This is a genomic window from Enterobacter sp. MGH 16, assembly GCF_000493175.1.
Lineage (GTDB): Bacteria > Pseudomonadota > Gammaproteobacteria > Enterobacterales > Enterobacteriaceae > Enterobacter > Enterobacter roggenkampii.
Map to the genome: position 1 here is coordinate 2,476,838 of NZ_KI535695.1, position 17,784 is coordinate 2,494,621.

The 17,784-nt window shown below is 57.4% G+C and carries 16 protein-coding genes; 4 read left to right on the forward strand and 12 right to left on the reverse strand.

The window, feature by feature from the left end; genetic code table 11:
- The first annotated feature begins 89 nt into the window (after positions 1–89).
- A complete protein-coding gene (gene flk, locus L362_RS11195; RefSeq protein WP_023344602.1) occupies positions 90–1,094 on the forward strand; it encodes a flagella biosynthesis regulator Flk in 1,005 nt (334 codons plus the stop codon).
- Between the two features lie 90 nt (positions 1,095–1,184).
- On the opposite strand, the gene L362_RS11190 is transcribed toward flk, so the two are convergent.
- The gene (locus tag L362_RS11190; RefSeq protein ID WP_023344603.1) at positions 1,185–2,363 is read right to left on the reverse strand and encodes an MFS transporter; all 1,179 of its coding nucleotides are present in this window, start codon (positions 2,361–2,363) and stop codon (positions 1,185–1,187) included.
- Positions 2,364–2,570: 207 nt separating this feature from the next.
- Positions 2,571–3,788: a beta-ketoacyl-ACP synthase I gene (gene fabB, locus L362_RS11185; RefSeq protein ID WP_008502605.1), complete on the reverse strand. Its 1,218-nt coding sequence runs from the start codon at positions 3,786–3,788 to the stop codon at positions 2,571–2,573.
- Positions 3,789–3,946: 158 nt separating this feature from the next.
- Between fabB and mnmC the strand changes: the two genes are divergently transcribed.
- Positions 3,947–5,944: a bifunctional tRNA (5-methylaminomethyl-2-thiouridine)(34)-methyltransferase MnmC2/FAD-dependent 5-carboxymethylaminomethyl-2-thiouridine(34) oxidoreductase MnmC1 gene (gene mnmC, locus L362_RS11180; protein WP_023344604.1), complete on the forward strand. Its 1,998-nt coding sequence runs from the start codon at positions 3,947–3,949 to the stop codon at positions 5,942–5,944.
- Between the two features lie 97 nt (positions 5,945–6,041).
- On the opposite strand, the gene L362_RS11175 is transcribed toward mnmC, so the two are convergent.
- From L362_RS11175 to prmB, 6 genes are read right to left on the reverse strand one after another with little or no spacing between them, the layout of a single operon-like run.
- The gene (locus L362_RS11175; RefSeq protein WP_008502607.1) at positions 6,042–6,317 is read right to left on the reverse strand and encodes a YfcL family protein; all 276 of its coding nucleotides are present in this window, start codon (positions 6,315–6,317) and stop codon (positions 6,042–6,044) included.
- A 13-nt stretch (positions 6,318–6,330) separates the two neighbouring features.
- A complete protein-coding gene (locus tag L362_RS11170; protein ID WP_008502608.1) occupies positions 6,331–6,876 on the reverse strand; it encodes an elongation factor P hydroxylase in 546 nt (181 codons plus the stop codon).
- On the reverse strand, positions 6,876–7,685 hold the full coding sequence (locus L362_RS11165) for a sulfite exporter TauE/SafE family protein (protein WP_008502609.1): 810 nt from the start codon (positions 7,683–7,685) through the stop codon (positions 6,876–6,878). The genes L362_RS11170 and L362_RS11165 overlap by 1 nt, the downstream gene beginning before the upstream one ends.
- Positions 7,685–8,509, reverse strand: coding sequence for a penicillin-insensitive murein endopeptidase (gene mepA, locus L362_RS11160; RefSeq protein WP_008502610.1), 825 nt, complete (start codon positions 8,507–8,509; stop codon positions 7,685–7,687). Before mepA ends, L362_RS11165 begins: the two co-directional genes overlap by 1 nt.
- Positions 8,510–8,511: 2 nt before the next feature.
- On the reverse strand, positions 8,512–9,597 hold the full coding sequence (aroC, locus tag L362_RS11155; RefSeq protein WP_023325780.1) for a chorismate synthase: 1,086 nt from the start codon (positions 9,595–9,597) through the stop codon (positions 8,512–8,514).
- A 60-nt stretch (positions 9,598–9,657) separates the two neighbouring features.
- Positions 9,658–10,590: a 50S ribosomal protein L3 N(5)-glutamine methyltransferase gene (prmB, locus tag L362_RS11150; RefSeq protein WP_023344605.1), complete on the reverse strand. Its 933-nt coding sequence runs from the start codon at positions 10,588–10,590 to the stop codon at positions 9,658–9,660.
- A 145-nt stretch (positions 10,591–10,735) separates the two neighbouring features.
- Between prmB and smrB the strand changes: the two genes are divergently transcribed.
- A complete protein-coding gene (smrB, locus tag L362_RS11145) occupies positions 10,736–11,287 on the forward strand; it encodes an endonuclease SmrB (protein ID WP_023344606.1) in 552 nt (183 codons plus the stop codon).
- A 46-nt stretch (positions 11,288–11,333) separates the two neighbouring features.
- On the opposite strand, the gene sixA is transcribed toward smrB, so the two are convergent.
- The 4 genes from sixA to L362_RS11125 all read right to left on the reverse strand — a co-directional run bounded on the left by sixA (position 11,334) and on the right by L362_RS11125 (position 16,049).
- Positions 11,334–11,819: a phosphohistidine phosphatase SixA gene (gene sixA / locus L362_RS11140; protein WP_014884683.1), complete on the reverse strand. Its 486-nt coding sequence runs from the start codon at positions 11,817–11,819 to the stop codon at positions 11,334–11,336.
- Between the two features lie 209 nt (positions 11,820–12,028).
- A complete protein-coding gene (gene fadJ / locus L362_RS11135) occupies positions 12,029–14,176 on the reverse strand; it encodes a fatty acid oxidation complex subunit alpha FadJ (RefSeq protein WP_023344607.1) in 2,148 nt (715 codons plus the stop codon).
- On the reverse strand, positions 14,176–15,486 hold the full coding sequence (gene fadI / locus L362_RS11130) for an acetyl-CoA C-acyltransferase FadI (RefSeq protein ID WP_021241580.1): 1,311 nt from the start codon (positions 15,484–15,486) through the stop codon (positions 14,176–14,178). The genes fadJ and fadI overlap by 1 nt, the downstream gene beginning before the upstream one ends.
- Before the next feature lie 278 nt (positions 15,487–15,764).
- On the reverse strand, positions 15,765–16,049 hold the full coding sequence (locus tag L362_RS11125; RefSeq protein WP_023344608.1) for a YfcZ/YiiS family protein: 285 nt from the start codon (positions 16,047–16,049) through the stop codon (positions 15,765–15,767).
- A gap of 372 nt (positions 16,050–16,421) precedes the next feature.
- Here L362_RS11125 and fadL point away from each other — a divergent pair, with 372 nt between their 5' ends.
- The gene (gene fadL / locus L362_RS11120; protein ID WP_023344609.1) at positions 16,422–17,744 is read left to right on the forward strand and encodes a long-chain fatty acid transporter FadL; all 1,323 of its coding nucleotides are present in this window, start codon (positions 16,422–16,424) and stop codon (positions 17,742–17,744) included.
- The last annotated feature ends 40 nt before the right edge of the window (positions 17,745–17,784 follow it).

Consider the following 17,784-nt stretch of genomic DNA (forward strand, 5'->3'; position numbering starts at 1 on the left):
GAAAACCTGCCAAGTGTGCCATAATCTGGCCGCCAGGCATATACGTCTGCCAGGTTTACGCTGAGTTTTGACTTTAAGGATTTTTGACGATGCAGCCCATTTCAGGTACGCCGCCACGCCCTCCGGGTGAAGGCCCCGTCACGCCAAACGTTGCCGGTGAACAACCGCTATCTACGCAACAGCGCACCGTGCTGGAGCGACTGATCACGCGCCTGATTGCGCTGACTTCGCAGCAAAACGCGGAAGTCTGGGCCGGGGTGAAGCATGATTTAGGCGTGAGGAACGACGCACCGCTGCAGTCGCGCCATTTCCCCGCTGCCGAGCAAAATCTGAACCAGCGTATTACAACCGCGCAGCAGAACCACACCACGCGCCAGATTGTTTCTCAGCTGACGGAGCTGCTGGGCCAGGGAAATAACCGCCAGGCGGTGAGTGATTTTATTCGCCAGCAGTATGGTCAGACCGCGCTGGGCCAACTGACGCCCGACCAGCTCAAAACTGTGCTGACGCTGCTGCAGAACAATGAGCTGTCGATTCCGCAGCCGCTGGTGCGCCCGGCGACCGAGCGCCCGCTACTGCCCGCCGAGCACAATACGCTCAAGCAGATGGTGACGAAGCTGGCCGCGGCCACCGGCGAACCGACGAAGCTTATCTGGCAATCCATGCTGGAACTGTCGGGCGTGAAGGCAGGAGAGCTGATCCCGGCCAAACAGTTTACCCATCTGGTGACCTGGCTCCAGGCACGCCAGACGCTCAGCACCCAGAGCGCCCCGACTCTGCATACTGTCCAGGCCGCGCTGAAACAGCCGCTTGAGCCGCACGAGTTCGAGGTGATTCGGGATTATGCCCAGCAGAACTGGCAGGCCACGCCGCAAACGGTACTGACTACCGCGCAGGTGCAGGATCTGCTCAACCAGATCTTCGTTCGCCGCGCCGAGCGCGAAGGCGGCGTACCGGAGGTGAGAAATATTCAGCCGATCTACAGCCCGCTGTTTGCGCCGGTCGTGGAGATCTTCAGAACACTTTCTGCGCGTCCGGGATTGATGTTTATTGCATTACTGATTGCGCTGGCGATTTTCTGGCTGGTTGCCTGATATTTTGCCCGGTGGCGCTGCGTTTACCGGGCCTACAACGGCTTGAACCGTAGGCCGGGTAAGGCGCAGCCGCCACCCGGCAACAACGACTCACGTTCTGCGAAACGCCATCAGCGTCACCACGATCCCCACCACCGCGGAAACCGCACCGGCCAGGAAGACGGACGGATAGCCAAACGAGGTGGCTAACACCCCGGCCAGCGGCCCGGTTACCCCGTATGAGATATCCTGAAACGCCGCATAGCCGCCGAGCGCCGTCCCGCGCACCTGCGGAGCCACGCGCTTCACCACTTCTACACCGAGTGCCGGGAAAATCAGAGAACAGCCGCAGCCGGTCAGCGCCGCACCAAGCAGCGCAACGGATGCCACGGGTGCATTCCACAACAGCAGAAGACCGATGGTTTCAATGACCAGCGACGCCACCGCCACCTTCACGCCACCAAAGCGATCCGGCATCCAGCCAAAAAGCACGCGCATCAGAACAAACGCGCCGCCAAACGCGGTAAGCGTAAAACCGGCCATTGCCCAGCCGCGGCTCATAAAATAGAGTGAGACGAACGTCCCAATCACCGCAAAACCCACGCCCTGCAGCGCCAGGCCCAGGCCCGGCTGCCAGATTTGGCCGACCACGCTCCACAGGGAAGGACGCTCGCCTTTGTGCGCGGGCACCTTACGCACCGAGCCGTTAAACGCCCATGCCACCAGCGGCAGCGCCATGGTGGTGGCAGCCAGCGCCGCAAAACCGAACTGGCTGTTGATCAGCAGACCAAGCGGTGCCCCGGCGGCCAGCGCGCCGTAGATGGCCATGCCGTTCCAGGACATCACCTTGCCGGAACGTGCTGGCCCCACCAGCCCCATTCCCCAGGTCAGGGTGCCGGTCAGCAGCTGGCTTTCACCAAAGCCCAGGATTAAACGGCCCAGTACCAGCAGCGCAAATTTATACACGGCGTCTACCGGCAGAACAGCCGCCAGCAGCCATGCGCCGCCCGCCAGGCCGCAGGCAAACATCCCCTGCAGCGCCGAACGTTTGGCACCGTGCTGGTCCGCCAGCCGTCCGGCGTAGCCGCGGGTTAAAACCGTCGCTAAAAACTGGATACCCACGGCGATGCCGACCATGGTGTTGCCATAGCCCAGCTCCTGATGAACGAACAGCGGGATCACCGGCAGCGGCAGGCCAACGGTCATATAGGTCAGGAATACCGCAAAGGCGATACGGAACAGCGAGACGTTCGCTGAAGGGGTTGTTTCTGTTTGAGTTACTGCAGTCATGCTTTACTCCGAAATGAAGAGTAAGGCGGGGAAATGCCACGCCCCCTCTACCTGATTATCAGGATTAAGGTGCGTTGGTTGACGTTAAACGCTTACGCATTATCGTGCGGATAATGTTGAGTGGTGAAGTTTGCCTGTGAGATCAGCCGCTTGTCAATGCATAAAAAAGGGAGCCTTATGGCTCCCCTTTCGAATCAAACATAAAACTTATGCTTTCAGCTTACGCATGACCAGCGTGGCGTTGGTGCCGCCGAAACCGAAGCTGTTGGACATGACGGTAGTCAGCGTCGCGTCCGTTGGTTTGGTCACGATGTTCAGGCCAGCAGCCTGCTCGTCCATCTCTTCGATGTTGATGCTTGGCGCGATAAAGCCGTTTTCCAGCATCAGCAGAGAGTAGATCGCTTCCTGTACGCCAGCCGCACCCAGAGAGTGACCGGTCATGGCTTTGGTCGCGGAGATTGCCGGGCTGTTGTCGCCGAAGACTTCACGGATCGCACCCAGCTCTTTCACGTCGCCTACCGGCGTAGAAGTACCGTGAGAGTTCAGGTAGTCGATTGGGGTGTCAACGCCGTGCATCGCCATCTTCATGCAGCGCACCGCGCCTTCGCCGGATGGCGCAACCATGTCGGCGCCGTCGGACGTTGCACCGTAGCCCACGATCTCAGCATAGATGTGCGCGCCACGTGCCAGCGCGTGCTCCAGCTCTTCAACCACAACCATACCGCCGCCGCCCGCGATAACGAAACCGTCACGGTGCGCATCGTAGGTACGGGAAGCTTTGTCCGGGGTCTCATTGTACTTGGTGGACAGTGCGCCCATCGCGTCGAATTCACAGGCCATTTCCCAGCCCAGCTCTTCGCCGCCGCCAGCAAATACGATGTCCTGTTTACCCAGCTGGATCTGCTCAACAGCGTTACCGATACAGTGTGCGGAGGTCGCACACGCGGAGCTGATGGAGTAGTTCACACCGTGGATTTTGAACGGGGTGGCCAGGCACGCGGAAACCGCAGAACCCATGGCTTTCGTGACCACGTACGGACCTACCGCTTTCAGACCACGCGGGCTACGCATGGCGTCAGCACCGAATACCTGCGCTTTAGATGAGCCGCCAGAACCGGCGATCAGACCCACGCGCGGGTTGTTCTGATAAACCTCTTCGCTCAGGCCAGAATCTTTGATCGCTTCCTGCATGGAGAGATAAGCATAAATAGAGGCATCGTTCATGAAACGAACCACTTTGCGGTCGATCAAACCGGTGGTGTCCAGTTTGACGTTACCCCATACGTGGCTACGCATACCTGAATCTTTAAACTCTTCAGAGAAAGTGATCCCGGAGCGTCCTTCACGCAGAGATGCCAGGACTTCCTGCTGGTTATTACCGATGCTGGAAACAATGCCCAGGCCAGTAATCACTGCACGTTTCATTCAATACCTCTGTAAGTCGCACTATAGTAAGTTTCGAGTCGCACAATAGCGTACACTTGTACGCCGAACAAGTCCGATCAGACATTTTCTGCGGAAATTTGCACCGATGGACTCACATCGTTAAGATCGTGCCACTGCCTGTCAGACGAGTAACTTACGTGAAACAAAACGCAATACAACCCGCCAACCTCGAATTCAACGCTGAGGGTACACCTGTTTCCCGAGATTTTGATGACGTCTATTTTTCTAATGATAACGGACTCGAAGAAACTCGCTATGTTTTCCTCGACGGAAACCAGCTCAGCACCCGCTTCCCGGCGCACCCGCGGAGCCTGTTTGTGGTCGCGGAAAGTGGATTCGGCACCGGTCTGAATTTTTTAACCCTCTGGCAGGCGTTTAATCAGTTCCACGCTGCTCACCCTGAGGCTACGCTACAAAGATTACATTTCATCAGTTTCGAAAAATTCCCGCTCACCGCGCACGATCTGCGGCTTGCCCACCAGCGCTGGCCGGAGCTTGCGCCCTGGGCAGAACAGCTTCAGGCGCAGTGGCCGCCCCACATCGGCGGCTGTCACCGTCTGATTCTGGACGGTGGACGCGTCACGCTGGACTTATGGCTCGGCGACATCAACGACCTGACCGACAGGCTCGATGATTCGATGAATCAGAAGGTCGACGCGTGGTTTCTGGACGGTTTTGCCCCTGCCAAAAACCCGGACATGTGGAGCCAGCATCTGTTTAACGCGATGGCGCGGCTGGCGCGCCCTGGGGCTACCCTTGCCACCTTCACCTCGGCGGGCTTTGTCCGCCGTGGGCTGCAGGAGGCGGGCTTTACCATGCAGAAGACCAAAGGCTTTGGCCGCAAGCGCGACATGCTGGTCGGCAGGATGGAGCAGACGCTGGACATCCCCGCTCAGACGCCCTGGTTTGCGCGCCGCGCCAGCGCATCGCGCGACGTAGCGATCGTTGGCGGCGGGATCGCCAGCGCCCTGCTCTCTCTCGCGCTGCTGCACCGGGGCTGGCAGGTGACGCTCTACTGCGCTGACGAGGCGCCCGCCAGCGGCGCGTCCGGCAACCGCCAGGGCGCGCTTTACCCGCTTTTAAGCGCACACGATCCGGCCCTGTTCCAGTTTTTCCCCGCGGCCTTTACCTTCGCCCGCCGCCTGTACGACGCGCTGCCAGTGGCATTCGACCACGACTGGTGTGGCGTGACGCAGCTCGGCTGGGATGAGAAGAGCCAGCAGAAGATCGCGCAGATGCTGTCGCTGGGCCTGCCGGAAGAGATTGCCCGCGCGGTCAGTGCGCAGGAGGTGGCGGACACCGCTGGCGTAGAAACCGGGTGTGGGGGCATTCAGTACCCGCTCGGCGGCTGGCTGTGTCCGGCTGAACTGACCGCGGCGGTCATTGCCCTGGCGCAGTCGCGCGGGCTGACGACGCATTATGCCCACAAGGTGGAATCGCTCAGCCGGACAGAACGCTGGGATCTGCGTTTTGCTGATGGCAGGGAGGCGAGCCATGCCAGCGTTGTGCTGGCCAACGGGCATCACATCAGCCAGTTTATCCAGACAGCAGCGTTGCCGGTTTATCCGGTCGGCGGCCAGGTAAGCCATATCCCCACCGCGCCTGCGCTCGGCAAACTGCGCCAGGTGCTGTGCTATGACGGCTATCTGACACCGCAAAATCCGTCTAACGGCCATCACTGCATCGGGGCCAGCTATCATCGTGGCGAAACGGATATGCACTACAGCGAAGCGGATCAGGCGCAAAACCGCCAGCGCCTGATTGACTGTTTCCCGGATGCGGCGTGGGCGAAAGAGGTTGACGTCAGCGAGGGTGACGCGCGCTGCGGCGTGCGCTGTGCCACCCGCGATCATCTGCCGATGGCGGGCAACGCGCCGGACTATGACGCGACGCTTGCGGCCTATGAAGATCTGGCTGAAAACAAGGAAACGGCGGTGGCCGCACCGGTGTATCCGGAGCTGTTTATGCTGGGCGGGCTGGGTTCCCGTGGGCTGTGCTCCGCGCCGCTGCTGGCTGAAACGTTAGCCGCGCAAATGAGCGACGAGCCAATTCCGCTGGACAGGGTTACGCTTGCGGGACTGAATCCGAATCGCTTGTGGGTAAGGAAACTGCTGAAGGGGAAAATGGTTAAGTAAGGTGCGGTCTGGTGCCCTCACCCTAACCCTCTCCCACAGGGAGAGGGAAAATTAGTAGGCCCGGTAAGCGCAGCGCCACCGGGCGAAAAACAATGACTTAGCGTTTAGCCTGCTGGAACAGGTTGTCCCACATGCCCAGCACCAGTGACTGGTCGCGCGGAGAGAGCTCCCCGGCCTGAATGGCTTTCTCCAGACTGCGGGTCACTTCCTCATGAACAGCGTCGGCAGAGTGATCGTCACCTGCTTCCAGCTCGGCTACCGCGAGCGTCAGGTGACCACGCAGATAACCGCTGGCGAACAGCTCATCATCGCTGGCGTGTTCCACCATGTCATCAATTAACGCCAGAATGCGTGATTCAAATTCTGCGATCATCTTCTTTCCTCTGTTAAAGATCTTCCGGCCAAGGGAAGCTTTCCGCCGCAATCGCCGGCGTGTGGTAATAATTCTGTAAGGCCTCGATCAGGCGCGCCGGACGTGCCGGGATGCCTTTCTCAAGGTATTCCATCACCTGCGCATGCACGCGGCGCTGGAAGACAATACGATCTGGCTCGAAGTCGCCTTCGAGGTTGTCGCAGCTGACGTTGAACGGGAAACCCGCCGCCACGCAGAACAGCCATTCCAGCGCCTGCGGCTTCACTTCCACATCCTCAAACTGCCCCTGCGTCGCGGCGTCTCGCCCGTCCGGGCAATACCAGTAACCGAAGTCCACCAGTTCGCGACGCGCTTTTCCGGCGATGCACCAGTGCGAAATTTCGTGCAAACCGCTGGCGTAAAAGCCGTGCGCAAAGACGATGCGGTTATACGGAACCTCGTCATCAGCAGGAAGATAGATCGGTTCGTCGTCGCCTTTAATCAGACGGGTATTAAAATCGTCAGCAAAACAGCCGTCAAAGATCTCAATCAGCTGTTCGTATTTATGCGTACTGTTCATTAGTGCATCCCCAACCAGGTGAGGATCTCCTGTCCATGGCTGTCATAAAGAAGTTTGGCGCTCATCACGGCCGAGACGATAACGATCATCGGACGGATCAGCTTTTGCCCTTTGCTTAATACCAGACGCGAGCCTGCGCGCGCGCCCAGGAACTGCCCTGCCATCATCACAAACCCGGTTGCCCAGATAACCTTGCCGCCAATGATAAACAGCAGCAGGCCGCCGACGTTCGAGGTCGCGTTGAGCACTTTGGCATGGGCGGTCGACTTGGCGAGGTTAAACCCGGCCAGCGTCACAAACGCCAGCGCATAAAACGAGCCTGCCCCCGGGCCGAAGAAACCGTCGTAAAAGCCGACGCAGCCCCCGGCAATCAGCGCAAACGGCAGGCCGTGCAGACGACGCTGACGGTCTTCCTCGCCGAGCTTCGGCATCAGCAGGAAATAAAGCCCGATGCAGATGACCAGAACCGGCAGGATCTGGCGCAAAATATCCGACTGCACGTGCTGAACCAGCAGCGCGCCCGACGTGGAACCGATAAAGGTCATCAGGATATTGAGCTTCTGGTCGGCCAGGCTCACCACCTTACGGCGGATAAAATAGAGCGATGCTGAGAGCGAGCCGCCGCAGGCCTGCAGCTTGTTGGTGGCAAGCGCCTGCGCCGGGCTCATGCCCGCCGCCAGCAGCGCGGGTACGGTTAATAGCCCGCCGCCGCCCGCAAGGGCATCAATAAAACCGGCCAGCATAGCCACAAAGAACAACACCACCAGCAGCAGCGGTGACACCATAAACAGATCGACGAAATTATCCATTAAAGTACATGCTCATCCAGTAGCGCCTGGCAGGAAGGCGGCAACGGAGGCGGTGTCTTCTTCTCAGGCTTAGAGGTTCCAGGTTTTGCCGGTTCAAACCAGCTTTGCAGTTCCGCACCACAGCCATCGCCTGGCGGCGGTAGCGGCTGATCTTCGCATTCCAGGCTGTTCGCCGGGCAGCGCAGACGAACGTGCATGTGCGCACGATGCTGGAACCACGGGCGCACTTTGCGCAACCAGTCGCGATCGGTTCCCTCATCGAGGCAGAGCTGTTGCTTGATAGCCGGGTTGACGAAGATCCGCGTGACGTCGTTATCTTTTGCCGCCAGCTTAATCAGGCTGAAGATATCCGGCGTCCACAGTGAGGGCACAACGCGCTTACCGTCGCTCGACACCAGATCCAGCGCCTGCGGTTTCAGCAACTGGGCTGAACTCCAGCGCGCTTTAGGCAGCTGCAGGAAGATATCGACATCCAGTCCGGTCTGGTGACTGGCGTGTCCACCGTTAAAACGCCCGCCCGCAGGCATCCCCATATCGCCGATCAGCATCGTGCCCAGCCCCAGATTATGCACCTGGTTTCCCAGCCGCTGGATGAACAGCACCAGATCCGGGTGGCCGAAGTAACGACGCTGGTCGGTACGCATCACCTGATAGGTATCCGATTGCAGCGGAAGTTCCTGCGCGCCGACGATACAGCCGTTGGAAAAGGCGCCGATGGACTGCGCGCTCCCCGCCACCGGATGGGTGATTTTTTGCCACGGCGTGGCGGCCAGACTGGCTCCACTGGCAAGCAGCGCCAGCAGAGCAATTGCGGTTTTTTTCATGTTTACCAGCGTGGAATGGTGGTCGTCACATCCGCATTCTGCGCGCGCTGACGCAGGAAGTGATCCATCAGCACGATCGCCAGCATCGCTTCTGCGATCGGTACCGCGCGGATCCCCACGCACGGATCGTGACGTCCTTTAGTGATCATCTCAACTTCTTCGCCATCGCGGTTAATCGTGTGGCCCGGCACGGTAATGCTTGAAGTTGGTTTCAGCGCGATATTGGCAATAATCTGCTGCCCGCTGCTGATCCCGCCCAGAATGCCGCCCGCGTGGTTGCTCTGGAAGCCCGCTTTCGTGATTTCGTCGCGATTCTGGCTGCCGCGCAGGGATACCACGTCAAAACCGTCGCCAATCTCAACGCCCTTCACCGCGTTGATGCTCATCAGCGCGTGCGCGATGTCGGCATCGAGACGGTCAAATACCGGCTCGCCCCAGCCTGGCGGGACGCCGTCGGCCACGACGGTGACTTTCGCCCCAATGGAGTCGCCCTCTTTTTTCAGACCGCGCATCAGTTCGTCCAGCGCGTCCAGCTTGTCGGCATCCGCACAGAAGAACGGGTTTTGCTCGACCTGATCCCAGTCTTTGATCGCCAGCGGAATGTCGCCCATCTGGGTCAGACAGCCGCGGATCACGATGCCAAATTTCTGCTGCAGGTATTTCTTAGCAATGGCGCCAGCCGCCACGCGCATCGCGGTTTCACGCGCGGAGGAACGTCCGCCGCCGCGATAGTCGCGGAAGCCGTACTTTTGTTCGTAGGTGTAGTCGGCATGGCCCGGACGGAACACGTCTTTGATGGCGCCGTAGTCCTGGGAGCGCTGATCGGTGTTTTCAATCAGCAGACCAATGCTGGTGCCAGTGGTGCGTCCTTCAAAGACGCCGGAGAGAATTTTGACCTGGTCCGGCTCGCGACGCTGCGTGGTGTAGCGAGAGGTGCCCGGACGACGACGGTCCAGGTCATGCTGCAAATCGGCTTCGGTCAGTTCGATGCCTGGCGGTACGCCATCAACGATACAGCCCAGCGCCAGCCCGTGCGACTCGCCAAAGGTGGTCACGCGGAATACCTGTCCAATACTGTTTCCTGCCATCACGGCTCCGATGTTGTTGTTTGTGTTTGAGCGTTGTGAAACGGGCCGAAGCCCGCTGGATTAATCTTTATAGATGCTGAAGTGTTCGCGCGCGTCGAGCAGCTGCGCTTTGGTCAGCATAAAGACGCCGTCACCGCCGTTGTCGAACTCAAGCCAGGTGAACGGCACATCCGGGTACTGCTCTATCAGATGTACCATGCTGTTGCCCACTTCACAAATCAGAACGCCGTCATCGGTCAGGTAATCCGGCGCGCAGGCCAGAATACGGCGGGTCAGCTTCAGGCCGTCAGAGCCTGACGCCAGACCCAGCTCCGGCTCGTGACGATATTCGTTCGGCAGATCGGACATGTCTTCCGCATCGACGTAAGGCGGGTTAGTGACGATCAGATCGTACTGCAGCATCGGCAGATCGCGGAACAGATCGGAGCGAATTGGCGTAACGTGATGGATCAGGCCGTGCTCTTCAATGTTGTGCTCGGTCACGGCCAGCGCGTCGGTGGAGATATCAACCGCGTCCACTTCCGCTTCCGGGAAGGCGTAAGCGCAGGCAATGGCGATACAGCCGCTCCCGGTACACATATCCAGAATGTGCTGCGGCTGATGGCCGATCAGGCCTTCAAAGTGGTTGTTGATCAGCTCACCAATCGGCGAGCGCGGCACCAGCACGCGTTCATCGACATAGAACTCGTGGCCACAGAACCAGGCTTTGTTGGTCAGATAGGCGACCGGAATACGCTCGTTCACGCGACGGATCACGCGCTCAACGATGCGGTGTTTTTCGCTCGAGGTCAGGCGCGCGGTGCGCATGTCTTCCGGAATATCCAGCGGCAGGTAGAGGGACGGCAGCACCAGCTGCACGGCTTCATCCCACGGGTTGTCGGTACCGTGTCCGTACCAGATATTGGCGGCGCTGAAGCGGCTAACCGACCAGCGCAACATGTCCTGTATGGTATGCAGCTCGTTTACTGCTTCATCGACAAATATTTTATCCACTCTTTCCTCCAGGGCATGCTCGCATAATTTTCGGCGGCTAGTTTGCCATGAAGACGGCGATAAATCAGCAATGACGCGTACCGCTTGAGGTTAAAAAATGCGTTTAGTCGGGTACACTATCGGAAATACGAGATGAGAATGACGAATGAAAAAGAAAACATCGCTCAGCGAGGAGGATCAGGCGCTCTTCCGACAGCTGATGACCGGGACGCGGAAAATCGCGCAGGACACCATCGTCCATCGCCCGCTGCGTAAAAAAATCAGCGAAGTTCCGGTCAAACGGCTGCTGCAGGAGCAGGCCGATAACAGCCACTACTTTTCAGACGAGTTTCAGCCGCTGCTTAATACCCAGGGCGCGGTGAAATACGTGCGCGAGGACGTCAGCCATTTCGAACTGAAAAAGTTACGCCGGGGAGATTATTCGCCGGAGCTGTTTCTGGATCTGCACGGCTTAACGCAAATGCAGGCGAAACAGGAGCTGGGGGCGTTGATTGCCGCCTGTCGCCGCGAACATGTTTTTTGCGCCTGCGTGATGCATGGCCACGGGAAACATATCCTCAAGCAACAAACGCCGCTGTGGCTGGCTCAGCACCCACACGTAATGGCGTTTCATCAGGCACCGAAAGAGTACGGCGGAGATGCCGCCTTGCTGGTATTGATTGAAGTTGAGGAGTGGCAGCCGCCAGAGTTGCCCTGACAGAAGGGCGGGAAAGATATAGCACCCCGCCCTGTCACACGTCACGTCAGATCGCTTTTGCCATCTTCAGGTTGCACGGGCTCATTTGCCAGTTGAAGACCCCTTTGCCGGTTTCGTCGAGGGTGACGTTGGCAATCGCGGAAGTGGTGAACATAGGCGGCGTTTCGCCCGGGCACAGCTCAGATACCAGATAGCCGACCAGCGGCAGGTGGGAAATGACCAGTGCGGAAGCGACACCTTCATTGCACAGCGCCTGAAGATAAGCGCTGACAAGGCCGACATCACCGCATGGTGTCAGTTCGGGGAGAACATCCACACTGGACGGCAGGTTCATACACTCCCCTACCACATCCAGCGTCTGTTCTGCACGCAGGAACGGACTCACAAGAACGCGTTCAATGTCCACTTTTTGACCTTTAAGCCAGGTTGCCATCAGACGGGATTCGTCGCAGCCACAGACGGTTAAAGGACGTACTGAGTCACTGGCGGCATCGAGTGCCGCGTCGCCGTGACGCATGATGAAAACTTGCATATTGCACCGCTTTTGTTAACCAGAATCACCGGCGTTAACTACCCGCGATAAATGCTAAGAGGTAGAAAACCCGATGTCCGGGCATTGTGCCTGATCCATTCGATGAATGAAACGCTGTTTTTTACCTCAATGGCGTAAGTATAGTCAATCTCTGTTTACAAAATCGCCAGAACAGGTTCATTCACCTCAGGATTTACCCTTCTTTGACTTCAGTTTACGAAATCAGTTTCCCGTGCAGGCCAAAATGTCTGGCCCCGTTCCGCCATCTGCAATAATTCGTCGCACGGTGTAAACCGTGGGCCATATTGCGAGGCCAGACGTTGCAAAATGGCAACCACTTCACCCGCGCCGAGTGTATCCATGTAACGGAACGGGCCGCCAAGGAACGGCGGAAAACCAATACCAAATACCGCGCCGATGTCGCCATCGCGTGCGCTATTGATCACCTGCTCACCAAAACAGCGCGCCGCTTCATTGAGCATCATCATCACGCAACGTTCAGCGCACTGAACGGCAGACAGTTTTTCCTGACCGGTGGTCGAAATAAGCCCATAAACCGAAGGGTCGACCTGTTTCTTGCTTTTACGCCCTTTCGCGCCGTAAAGATAGAAACCGCGTTCATTTTTTCTGCCTTTGCGATCGTCCTTCAAAATTGCAGAAACAATGTTTGCAGGCGGGCTAAAACGATCGCCATAAGCCGCCTCCAGCACAGGTATAATTTTAGTGCCGGTGTCTATTCCCACCTCATCCAAAAGTTGGATTGGGCCAACGGGGAAACCAAACTTTACCAGCGCCTCGTCGACGTGCTCGATCTTCTCGCCTTCCGTCAGCAGCCGCATGGCTTCATTAATATAGGGTGCCAGAATACGGTTGACGTAGAAGCCAGCTTTATCTGCGACCACGATCGGCGTTTTACCCTGCTTCTTCGCAAGTTTGACTACCGTGGCGATGGTTTGCGGACTGGTAGTCTCGTGTGGAATAACTTCCACTAGCGGCATTTTTTCTACCGGGCTAAAGAAGTGCAGCCCGATCACCTGCTCCGGACGCGCGGCTTTCGCCGCGATATCGCCAATCGGTAATGACGACGTGTTAGAGGCAAAAATGGTATGCGGGGCGCAATGCTGCTCAACGTCTGCCACCATCTTCTGCTTAAGCGCCAGATCTTCAAACACGGCTTCAATCACCAGATCGCGGTGCGCAAAACCGCTGTAATCCGTCGTACCGGAGATCGTCGCCAGGGTTTTATCACGCTCGCTTGCCTTGATATGGCGGCGTTTGACCTTTTGATCAAGGTTCTGCCAGCTGTACTGCAGCGCGTGGTTGATTCCCTTAGGGTTAATGTCTTTGATGCGTACCGGCAATTTGCCTTTGCTGGCGGTAACAAAAGCGATACCGCCGCCCATGAGCCCCCCACCCAGTACGCCAATGGCACGCAGAGGCGCAGGCTCCGCCTTGCTGCCGGGATCTTTTTTGACGTCAGTGCTGGCGAAGAAGATGCTGCGCAATGCCTGTGACTGCGGCGTCATCGCCAGTTCACCAAAGGCTTTGGCCTCCGCGGCATAGCCGCTGCTGCTGCCCTGCGACAGCCCGGTTTCGATCACGTCGAGGATCCGCTTTGCCGCCGGGTAATTGCCTTTGGTTTTTTGTTCGGTCTTTTTGCCCACCATATTGAACAGGAGCGTTCTCCCCAGCGGACCGGCCAGCACGCGCTCGCGAACCGGCAGAGGACGTTTTGCCTGACGCCCTTTCAGCGCAAGCTCAACGGCGGCCTCCAGCAAAATGGACTGCGGCACGACGTCATCGACCAGACCGGCTTTCAGCGCCTGACGGGCACGCAGCTGTTTACCGGTTAAGATCATCTCCAGCGCCGTGCTGACGCCCACCAGCCGCGGCAGACGCTGCGTTCCGCCAGAACCTGGCAGCAGGCCCAGCTGCACTTCCGGCAGGCCCAGAATGGTTTTCGCATCGTCAGTACAGATGCGGCTGTGGCAGGCCAGCGCCAGCTCCAGCCCACCGCCCAGACACGCACCGTGGATCGCTGCGATGACCGGGATTGGGAGACTGTTGATCTCCGACATCACCTGCTGGCCCTGACGCGCCAGCTCTTCGGCTTCCAGCGCGCTTTGCGCCCGGGCAATCATGTTGATATCCGCCCCGGCGATAAAGTTGTCGGGTTTGGCAGAGATAAACACCAGGCCGCGAATGGCTTTGTTCTCGCGGATCTGCTTTAGCATCGCGCGCACCTGAACGCCAAATTCGGCCTTCAGGGTATTCATCTTTTCATCAGGCACATCAATAGTAATAACGGCCACGTTATCGAGGCGAACCGTCAGATTAAATGCAGATGGCATATCCATTATTCAGCCTCCAGAACCATTGCTGCGCCAAGGCCGCCCGCCGCACAGGCGGTAACAAGGCCAAACCCGCCGCCACGGCGACGGAGTTCATGTAATGTTTGCGTGATCATCCTCGCACCTGTAGCGGCAAACGGATGACCGTAGGCGATAGAGCCGCCCAGCACGTTGAATTTACTCTGATCCACTTCGCCCGTGGCATGCGCGCGGCCCAGCACATCACGTGCGAAACGCTCGCTTGCCAGCAGCTGGACGTTTGCCAGGGTTTGCGCGGCAAACGCTTCGTGCATATCAATCAGGGTTAAATCAGCCAGCGTCAGCCCCGCGCGATCCAGCGCCAGCGGCGTGGACCATGCCGGACCCAACAGCATGTCCTGCCAGACGTCAATGGCGGTGAAGGCGTAGCTGCGTAAATAGCCCAGGGGAGTAATGCCCAGCTCTTTCGCACGGGATTCGGTCATCAGGATCACGGCGGCAGCCCCGTCCGTCAGCGGCGTACTGTTCGCCGCCGTCACGGTGCCGTGCTTGCGGTCAAACGCCGGGCGCAGTTTGGCGTAATCCGCCAGCGTTGACGTGCCACGAATATTGTTATCTTCCGCAAGCGGTTCGCGATAGGGCGGAATATAGGCGGTCATGACCTCATCGGTCAGCTTGCCTTCCGACCAGGCTTTTGCCGCAAGCTGATGTGAACGATGCGCCAGCGCATCCTGCTGTTCACGAGTAATGCCGTAGGTTTTGGCCATCTGCTCGGCGGTGTCGCCCATGCGCAGGCCGGTGGAGTATTCCGCGACGGCAGGAGGTACAGGCATCAGGTCGCGCAGACGTAAACGCGAGAAGAGTTTGAGCTTCTGACCCGTCGTACGGGCTTTGTTGGCATCCACCAGGATGCGCGCCAGCTTTTTACTGACCCCAATTGGCAGTACCGAAGAGGAGTCCGCTCCCCCCGCTATCCCGGCGCGAATGGTGCCCGCCATCAGGCTTTCGGCGACGTTAGCCACGGCCTGGAAGCTGGTTGCGCAGGCGCGGCTGACGCTGTAGGCGTCGGTATGAACATTCATCCCGGTACCGAGGACGATTTCCCGCGCAATGTTGGGGGCTTCAGGCATCTGCACGACCTGGCCGAAGACCAGCTGTTCGATGACCTCCGGCGGAATTTCGCTGCGAGCCAGCATCTCCCCCACTACCATTTTCCCCAGGTCGACGGCCGGTATGCCATGAAACGCCGTTGCCTGACGCGCAAATGGCGTGCGCAATCCACTGACTATGGCAATGCGATCGCCCTGACGGGTAATAAGCGGTAATGCCTGACTCATAACACTCCCCTGTAAAAAAATATTCGCAAACACTAAGTGGTCTGACCTGATAATAGTCTTAACCATTTTTTTACATTCAGCCAATCGGGGAAACGAAAAAGTGCGAGCTAAAACACAGAGAAGAAAAAGAAAATGCCCCTGTATGGCAGGGGCATTTGTGCGGTATGTTGCCGGGTACGCAAGGTAAAAGCAAAACGGTAACCCGTAGGTTACCGTTTTTAATGCTTGCGCCCTCTCCCGTGGGAGAGGGTCGGAGTGAGGGCATCAGGCCGCAGAAATTAACGCAGACCCAGCTGGAAAATCAGCGTTTCAGCTTCGCAGGCAAAAACAAAGTCGATGTCCAGCTTCACGCCGCCTTCCACTTCGGTAAAGGTCGACTTGATTTCACACGGATCGGATTCAACATCACGCGCACGCTTGCTCAGCGCGGCCAGGGTCTTTTCCGCTTCGGCGCGGTTGGTGAACACACGGCTGTAAGACGCGGTGCAATCGGAGTTGTCCATGATGGTGCCAACATCCATACAGCAGCAAACCGGGGTTTCATCAGCACTGCATTTACTCATAGCTCAATTTCCTCTGTATTCGCGCAGCGCGCGAGATAAACACGATGCTGATATTTTACGCCCCGGCGCGGGCTCTCTCCAGCCGTTAATGGCGCAAAATCGGATAAGTGACCAATATCACACTAAAAAATGATCTAAAACAAAAACCACCCTTTTGGGTGAGTCGCGATGGTCACAATTTTGCCAACCAGATCTCGTTTCAAGAAACATGTTTGAAAATATTAATAAACAAACTTGCAACATTTAGGCTGGTCGGACCTATACTCTGGCCACTGGTCTGATTTGTCTGTCATACCTCAGACCCTACACTTCGCGCTCCTGTTACGGTATGTAACAATTATTGAATAAAAATAACTCAATGAGGTTATGGTCATGAGCCAGAAAACCCTGTTCAACAAGACTGCGCTGGCAGTCGCAGTGGCACTCGTCTCCACTTCCGCATGGTCAGCGGGCTTTCAGTTAAACGAATTTTCTTCCTCTGGCCTTGGCCGCGCGTATTCAGGGGAAGGCGCTATTGCTGATGATGCGGGTAACGCAAGTCGTAACCCCGCATTGATCATGATGTTTGATCGTCCGACCTTCTCTGCCGGTGCGATTTTCGTTGATCCGGGCGTTGATATTACGGGCCGTTCACCTACCGGTGCCAGTCTGAATTCAGATAACATCGCGCCAACGGCGTGGGTGCCAAACATGCATTTCGTGGCGCCTATTAACGACCAGTTTGGTTGGGGTGCCTCCGTGACCTCTAACTACGGTTTAGCGACCGAGTTTGGTGATAACTATGCCGCAGGGGCATTTGGCGGTAAAACCGATCTGGAAACCCTGAACCTAAACCTCAGCGGTGCTTACCGTCTGGATAGCCACTGGAGCTTCGGCGTTGGCTTTGATGCTGTGTATGCCAAAGCGAAAATCGAACGTTACGCGGGCGATTTGGGCAAAGTCGTTGCTGGCTCAGGTGCACTGCCGCCTGCCCTGGCGCGTCAAGTTGCGGGTATCCCAGCAGACACTCAGATCGCTTATCTGAAGGGCGATGAGTGGGGCTTTGGCTGGAACGCCGGTATCCTGTATGAACTTGATAAAAACAACCGTTACGGCTTTACCTACCGTTCCGAAGTTAAAATCGATTTCGATGGCGATTATAAGAGCAGCCTGCCTTCTGCCTATAACCAGATCCTCGGCAACTTCGGCCTGCCGATGGGTACCAACGGTAGTACCACTGGCGGTTCTCTGAGCCTGCACCTGCCGGAAATGTGGGAACTGTCAGGTTATAATAAAGTGGCGCCACAGTGGGCAATTCATTATAGCCTAACCTATACCAGTTGGAGTCAGTTCCAGGAGCTGAAAGCAACCAACAGCAAAGGCGACACGCTCTTCTATAAAGATGAAAGCTTCCGCGACGCTTACCGCATCGCGCTGGGGACAACCTACTATATGGATGATAACTGGACGTTCCGTACCGGTATTGCCTTCGATGACAGCCCGGTTCCTGCCGACAAGCGCTCCATCTCTATTCCGGATCAGGACCGTTTCTGGCTGAGCGCAGGTGCTACTTATGCCTTCAACAAGGATGCCTCAATTGACGCCGGTATCTCTTATATGCACGGTCAAAAAGTTTCCTTCAAAGAAGGCCCGTATGAGTTCTCTTCCGAAGGTAAAGCCTGGCTGTATGGTATGAACTTCAACTACGCGTTCTAATCGCGCAGGAATTGAAAAAGGTGAGCATTGCTCACCTTTT

What these genes read in the sequence shown, in the direction of transcription:
- smrB (WP_023344606.1), top strand. Translation starts at nt 10,736, where the DNA reads ATGAAAAAGAAAACATCGCTCAGCGAGGAGGATCAGGCGCTCTTCCGA.
- L362_RS11125 (WP_023344608.1), bottom strand. Translation starts at nt 16,049, where the DNA reads ATGAGTAAATGCAGTGCTGATGAAACCCCGGTTTGCTGCTGTATGGAT.
- sixA (WP_014884683.1), bottom strand. Translation starts at nt 11,819, where the DNA reads ATGCAAGTTTTCATCATGCGTCACGGCGACGCGGCACTCGATGCCGCC.
- L362_RS11165 (WP_008502609.1), bottom strand. Translation starts at nt 7,685, where the DNA reads ATGGATAATTTCGTCGATCTGTTTATGGTGTCACCGCTGCTGCTGGTG.
- fadJ (WP_023344607.1), bottom strand. Translation starts at nt 14,176, where the DNA reads ATGGATATGCCATCTGCATTTAATCTGACGGTTCGCCTCGATAACGTG.
- L362_RS11175 (WP_008502607.1), bottom strand. Translation starts at nt 6,317, where the DNA reads ATGATCGCAGAATTTGAATCACGCATTCTGGCGTTAATTGATGACATG.
- fadI (WP_021241580.1), bottom strand. Translation starts at nt 15,486, where the DNA reads ATGAGTCAGGCATTACCGCTTATTACCCGTCAGGGCGATCGCATTGCC.
- flk (WP_023344602.1), top strand. Translation starts at nt 90, where the DNA reads ATGCAGCCCATTTCAGGTACGCCGCCACGCCCTCCGGGTGAAGGCCCC.
- aroC (WP_023325780.1), bottom strand. Translation starts at nt 9,597, where the DNA reads ATGGCAGGAAACAGTATTGGACAGGTATTCCGCGTGACCACCTTTGGC.
- L362_RS11190 (WP_023344603.1), bottom strand. Translation starts at nt 2,363, where the DNA reads ATGACTGCAGTAACTCAAACAGAAACAACCCCTTCAGCGAACGTCTCG.
- fadL (WP_023344609.1), top strand. Translation starts at nt 16,422, where the DNA reads ATGAGCCAGAAAACCCTGTTCAACAAGACTGCGCTGGCAGTCGCAGTG.
- fabB (WP_008502605.1), bottom strand. Translation starts at nt 3,788, where the DNA reads ATGAAACGTGCAGTGATTACTGGCCTGGGCATTGTTTCCAGCATCGGT.
- L362_RS11170 (WP_008502608.1), bottom strand. Translation starts at nt 6,876, where the DNA reads ATGAACAGTACGCATAAATACGAACAGCTGATTGAGATCTTTGACGGC.
- mepA (WP_008502610.1), bottom strand. Translation starts at nt 8,509, where the DNA reads ATGAAAAAAACCGCAATTGCTCTGCTGGCGCTGCTTGCCAGTGGAGCC.